This is a genomic window from Streptomyces sp. NRRL B-24572 (assembly GCF_002156145.1).
Taxonomy (GTDB): domain Bacteria; phylum Actinomycetota; class Actinomycetes; order Streptomycetales; family Streptomycetaceae; genus Streptomyces; species Streptomyces vietnamensis.
In genome coordinates this window covers 1-5,565 of sequence record NZ_MWIG01000379.1, presented here as the reverse complement: position 1 = coordinate 5,565, position 5,565 = coordinate 1, and the positions used below count along the sequence as shown (strand labels likewise).

Below are 5,565 nucleotides of genomic sequence, written 5' to 3'. Positions count from 1 at the left end.
CCATCGCGATGACCGAGCCCGGCGCCGGCTCCGACCTCCAGGGCATCCGCACCACCGCCGAGGACCACGGCGACCACTGGATCCTCAACGGCTCCAAGACCTTCATCTCCAACGGCATCCTCGCCGACCTGGTGATCGTCGTCGCGAAGACGACGCCCGAGGGCGGCGCCCACGGCCTCTCCCTCCTCGTCGTCGAGCGCGGCATGGAGGGCTTCGAGCGCGGCCGCAACCTCGACAAGATCGGCCAGAAGTCCCAGGACACCGCCGAACTCTTCTTCAAGGACGTCCGCGTCCCCAAGGAGAACCTGCTCGGCGAGCTCAACGGCGCCTTCGTCCACCTCATGACCAACCTCGCCCAGGAGCGCCTCGCCATCGCCGTCGCCGGCATCGCCGGCGCCGAGCACCTCCTGGAGCTCACCACCCGCTACGTGAAGGAGCGCGAGGCCTTCGGCCGGCCGCTCGCCAAGCTCCAGCACGTGCGCTTCGAGATCGCGGAGATGGCCACCGAGTGCGCCGTCACCCGCACCTTCGTCGACCGCTGCATCGCCGAGCACGCCGACCCGACCGGCCTCGGACTCGACCCGGTCAACGCCTCCATGGCCAAGTGGTGGGCGACCGAGCTCCAGAAGCGCGTCGCCGACCGCTGCCTGCAACTGCACGGCGGATACGGCTACATGAGCGAATTCCCGGTCGCCCGTGCCTTCACCGACGGCCGCATCCAGACCATCTACGGCGGTACCACCGAGATCATGAAGGAGATCATCGGCCGCTCCCTCCTCGGCTGACCCGCCCCGCACCCCTCGAAGAACCCTCACCGCGAAAGGCTTCCCGTGAGCACCGAAGCGTACGTGTACGACGCGATCCGCACCCCGCGCGGACGCGGCAAGGCCAACGGCTCCCTGCACGGCACCAAGCCCATCGACCTGGTCGTCGGCCTCATCCGGGAGATCCAGGCCCGCAACCCCGACCTCGACCCGGCCGCCATCGACGACATCGTCCTCGGCGTCGTCGGCCCGGTCGGCGACCAGGGCTCCGACATCGCCCGGATCGCCGCCATCGCCGCAGGCCTGCCCGACACCGTCGCCGGCGTCCAGGAGAACCGCTTCTGCGCCTCCGGCCTCGAAGCGGTCAACATGGCCGCCATGAAGGTCCGCTCCGGCTGGGAGGACCTCGTCCTCGCCGGCGGCGTCGAGTCCATGTCCCGCGTCCCGATGGCCTCCGACGGCGGCGCCTGGTTCGCCGACCCGATGACCAACCTGGAGACCAACTTCGTCCCCCAGGGCATCGGCGCCGACCTCATCGCCACCATCGAGGGCTTCTCCCGCCGCGACGTCGACGAGTACGCCGCCCTCTCCCAGGAGCGCGCCGCCGCCGCAGTCAAGGACGGCCGCTTCGCCCGCTCGATCGTCCCCGTCAAGGACCGCGCCGGACTCACCGTCCTCGACCACGACGAGTTCATCCGCCCCGGCACCACCGCCGACACCCTGGCCCGCCTCAAGCCCTCCTTCGCCGACATCGGCGAACTCGGCGGCTTCGACGCGGTCGCGCTGCAGAAGTACCACTGGGTCGAGGAGATCGACCACGTCCACCACGCGGGCAACTCCTCCGGCATCGTCGACGGCGCCTCGCTCCTGGCCGTCGGCTCCGAGGAGGTCGGCGAGCGGTACGGGCTCAGGCCGCGCGCCCGGATCGTCTCGGCCGCCGTCTCCGGCTCCGAGCCGACCATCATGCTCACCGGCCCGGCCCCGGCCACCCGCAAGGCCCTCGCCAAGGCCGGCCTCACCATCGACGACATCGACCTCGTCGAGATCAACGAGGCCTTCGCGGCCGTCGTCCTCCGCTTCGTCAAGGACATGGGCATCTCCCTGGACAAGGTCAACGTCAACGGCGGCGCCATCGCGCTCGGCCACCCGCTCGGCGCCACCGGCGGCATGATCCTCGGCACCCTCGTCGACGAGCTGGAGCGCCAGGACAAGCGCTACGGCCTCGCCACCCTCTGCGTGGGCGGCGGCATGGGCATCGCCACCGTCGTCGAGCGCGTCTGACCGTCCCGTCCGAACCCTTACGGAGAGAACCCGATGACCGAGAGCACCACCATCCGCTGGGAGCAGGACGAGACCGGGATCGTCACCCTCGTCCTCGACGACCCCAACCAGTCCGCCAACACCATGAACCAGGCCTTCCGGGCCTCGATCAAGGCGATCGCCGACCGCGTGGAGGCCGAGAAGGACTCCATCCGCGGCATCATCTACACCTCCGCGAAGAAGACCTTCTTCGCGGGCGGCGACCTCAAGGACATGATCAAGGCGGGCCCCGAGCACGCCCAGGACATCTTCGACAGCGCCATCGAGATCAAGAACGCGCTGCGCCGCATCGAGACCCTCGGCAAGCCCGTCGTCGCCGCCATCAACGGCGCCGCGCTCGGCGGCGGCTACGAGATCGCGCTCGCCTCCCACCACCGCGTCGCCCTCGACGCCCCCGGCTCCAAGATCGGCCTGCCCGAGGTCACCCTCGGCCTGTTGCCCGGCGGTGGCGGCGTCGCCCGCACCGTACGTCTCATGGGCATCACCGACGCCCTCCTCAAGGTGCTGCTCCAGGGCACCCAGTACGCCCCGAAGCGCGCCCTGGACAGCGGTCTCGTCCACGAGATCGCCGCCACCCCCGAGGAGATGATGGCCAAGGCCATCGCCTTCATCGACGCGCACCCGGAGTCCCACCAGCCCTGGGACGTCCCGGGCTACCGCATCCCCGGCGGCACCCCGTCGAACCCGAAGTTCGCCGCCAACCTGCCGGCCTTCCCGGCCAACCTGCGCAAGCAGCTGAACGGCGCGCCCTACCCGGCCCCGAAGGCCATCATGGCCGCCGCCGTCGAGGGCTCCCAGGTCGACTTCGAGACCGCGATCACCATCGAGTCCCGCTACTTCACCGAGCTGGTCATCGGCCAGACCGCGAAGAACATGATCCAGGCGTTCTTCTTCGACCTCCAGGCGGTGAACTCGGGCGCGAGCCGCCCGAAGGACGTGGAGAAGCGCCAGGTCCGCAAGGTCGCCGTGCTCGGCGCGGGCATGATGGGCGCCGGCATCGCGTACTCCTGCGCCCGCGCCGGCATCGAGGTCGTCCTCAAGGACGTCTCCGCCGAGTCCGCGGCGAAGGGCAAGGCGTACTCCGAGAAGCTCTGCGCCAAGGCCGTCTCCCGGGGCCGCACCACGCAGGAGAAGGCCGACGCCCTCCTCGCCCGCATCACGCCCACCGCCGAGGTGGCGGACCTGGCCGGCTGCGACGCGGTCATCGAGGCGGTCTTCGAGGACACGGCGCTCAAGCACAAGGTCTTCCAGGAGGTCCAGCACGTCGTCGCCCCCGACGCCCTGCTCTGCTCCAACACCTCCACCCTCCCGATCTCGGTCCTCGCCGAGGGCGTCGAGCGCCAGACCGACTTCATCGGCCTGCACTTCTTCTCGCCCGTCGACAAGATGCCGCTCGTCGAGATCATCAAGGGCGAGCGCACCGGCGACGAGGCCCTCGCCCGCGCCTTCGACCTGGTCCGGCAGATCAACAAGACGCCGATCGTCGTCAACGACTCGCGCGGCTTCTTCACCTCCCGGGTGATCGGCCACTTCATCAACGAGGGCGTCGCCATGGTCGGCGAGGGCATCGAGCCCGCCTCGATCGAGCAGGCCGCCGCCCAGGCCGGCTACCCGGCGAAGGTCCTCTCCCTCATGGACGAGCTGACCCTCACCCTCCCGCGCAAGATCCGCAACGAGACGAAGAAGGCGGTCGAGGAGGAGGGCGGCACCTGGGTGACCCACCCGGGCGAGGCCGTCATCGACCGCATGGTCGACGAGTTCGGGCGCCCCGGCCGCAGCGGCGGCGCGGGCTTCTACGAGTACGGAGAGGACGGCAGGCGCGGCAGGCTGTGGCCGGGCCTGCGCGAGCACTTCACCAAGCCCGGGTACGAGATCCCGTTCCGCGACATGCAGGAGCGGATGCTGTTCTCCGAGGCCCTGGACACGGTCCGGCTCCTGGAGGAGGGCGTCCTGACCTCGGTCGCCGACGCCAACATCGGGTCCATCATGGGCATCGGCTTCCCGGCCTGGACCGGCGGCATCCTCCAGTACATCAACGGCTACGAGGGAGGGCTGCCCGGCTTCGTGGCGCGCACCCGGGAACTGGCGGAGACGTACGGCGAGCGGTTCGCCCCGCCGGCCCTCCTGGTGGAGAAGGCCGAGCGCGGCGAGACCTTCACCGACTCCTGAACGCGGTCCTCAGCTCCTCGCTCAGCGAGCGCTGAAAAGCGGTGAGGAGGGCCTGGACCACCATCGGCTGCATGTGCGCCGAGAGCGACTTCATCGCGCTCAGGTGGTCCGGGTCCTCCCCGCTCTCCCGGTACGGGCTCCACACCTCGTCCCGGAAGAGCCGGGAGAGCTCCTGGGCGGCCGCGCGCGCGTGCTCCAGGAGCACGGTCCGGGAGGCGAGGATCGTCTCGTGCTCGATGGGCACGTCGAGCAGCTCGACACCGAGCCGCAGCAGTGCCCCGTCGAGCCGGTACGTGTCGGCTTCCTCGGTCCGGTCGAGCACGCCCATCGCGGCCAGCCGGTCCACGTCCCGCTCGGTCAGCTCCCGCCCGGCCCGCCGCTCAAGATCGCGCCGGGTGATCGTCTCGGCGGACTCGGGAGCCCACGAGGCCACCAGGGCGCGGTGGATGGCCAGGTCCTGCGCGCTCAGGTCGGAGGGCAGCTGCTCCAGGTACCGCTCGATCGCCGCCAGCGTCATCCCCTGCCGCTGGAGCTCCTCGATCAGCGCGAGCCGCGACAGGTGGTCCTGCCCGTAGTGCCCCACCCGGCGGGCGCCGATGACGGGCGGCGGCAGCAGCCCCCGGGTCCCGTAGAACCGCACGGTCCGCACCGTGACCCCGGCCCGCGCGGCCAGCTCGTCCACGGTGTAGACGGGCCCCTGCACGTCGCTCAGCTGCTCCATGTTCAACAGTATTGCTGTCTCACCACGACTGTAAAAGCCCCCGAAGGGCTCGTCCCACCGGTCGGCGGCCCGCCGGGCGTCCGGCGGGCCGGGGATCAGAGGGGCGTGGGGGAGGACAGGCCCGTGTCGACGGAGGCGAAGGTGACGCCGTGGTCGGCCAGCGCCTCCGCGACGACGCCGCCGAGGACGGTGAGGGCCAGGAGGAGGTGCTCGTCGCCGATCTCGCGGTCCTTGCGGGCCACGGCCACGCGGAGCGACTTCTCCAGGACGGTCTTCGCCTCGCGGGAGAAGGTGAGGCGGCCCGACCACCATCCGGCGTCCTTGCGGTCACCGGCCAGTGCGCCCGCGCCGTGGGTCTCCTCGACGCGCTCGACGATCGCGCCGACGTCGATGCCGAGGTCGGCCAGGGCCTCGGCGTCCGCCCGGGACAGTCCGGCCCGGCGCCGCGCGTCGGAGAGCGCGGCGAGCAGGGACGGGCGGCGCTCCGGCGGGCACAGCCGCCCGAGCACCGCCGCCGCGCGGGTGTCCTCACGGTCGAGCAGGGCCAGGAGGAGGTGCTCCGGGGTGACGACGGCCGCGCCGTCCCGCTCC

General features: G+C 71.1%; 5 protein-coding genes. 3 read left to right on the top strand and 2 right to left on the bottom strand.

Going from position 1 to position 5,565, the window contains the following annotated elements; genetic code table 11:
- The 3 genes from CCN56_RS22615 to CCN56_RS22605 all read left to right on the top strand — a co-directional run.
- Window positions 1-785: acyl-CoA dehydrogenase family protein (locus tag CCN56_RS22615; protein WP_086829472.1), on the top strand; the 785-nt coding region annotated here is incomplete at its 5' end.
- Window positions 786-830: 45 nt separating this feature from the next.
- Window positions 831-2,045: an acetyl-CoA C-acetyltransferase gene (locus tag CCN56_RS22610; RefSeq protein ID WP_086829468.1), complete on the top strand. Its 1,215-nt coding sequence runs from the start codon at window positions 831-833 to the stop codon at window positions 2,043-2,045.
- Between the two features lie 33 nt (window positions 2,046-2,078).
- A complete protein-coding gene (locus CCN56_RS22605) occupies window positions 2,079-4,253 on the top strand; it encodes a 3-hydroxyacyl-CoA dehydrogenase NAD-binding domain-containing protein (protein WP_086829466.1) in 2,175 nt (724 codons plus the stop codon).
- Here CCN56_RS22605 and CCN56_RS22600 read toward each other — a convergent pair.
- Window positions 4,240-4,974, bottom strand: coding sequence for a MerR family transcriptional regulator (locus CCN56_RS22600; RefSeq protein ID WP_086829464.1), 735 nt, complete (start codon window positions 4,972-4,974; stop codon window positions 4,240-4,242). The genes CCN56_RS22605 and CCN56_RS22600 overlap by 14 nt on opposite strands.
- A gap of 95 nt (window positions 4,975-5,069) precedes the next feature.
- The coding region (locus CCN56_RS22595; protein ID WP_107484206.1) for a Clp protease N-terminal domain-containing protein at window positions 5,070-5,565 on the bottom strand (496 nt) is incomplete at its 5' end.

Coding starts and splice junctions, on each gene's coding strand:
- CCN56_RS22605 (WP_086829466.1), top strand. CDS start 2,079: ATGACCGAGAGCACCACCATCCGCTGGGAGCAGGACGAGACCGGGATC.
- CCN56_RS22600 (WP_086829464.1), bottom strand. CDS start 4,974: ATGGAGCAGCTGAGCGACGTGCAGGGGCCCGTCTACACCGTGGACGAG.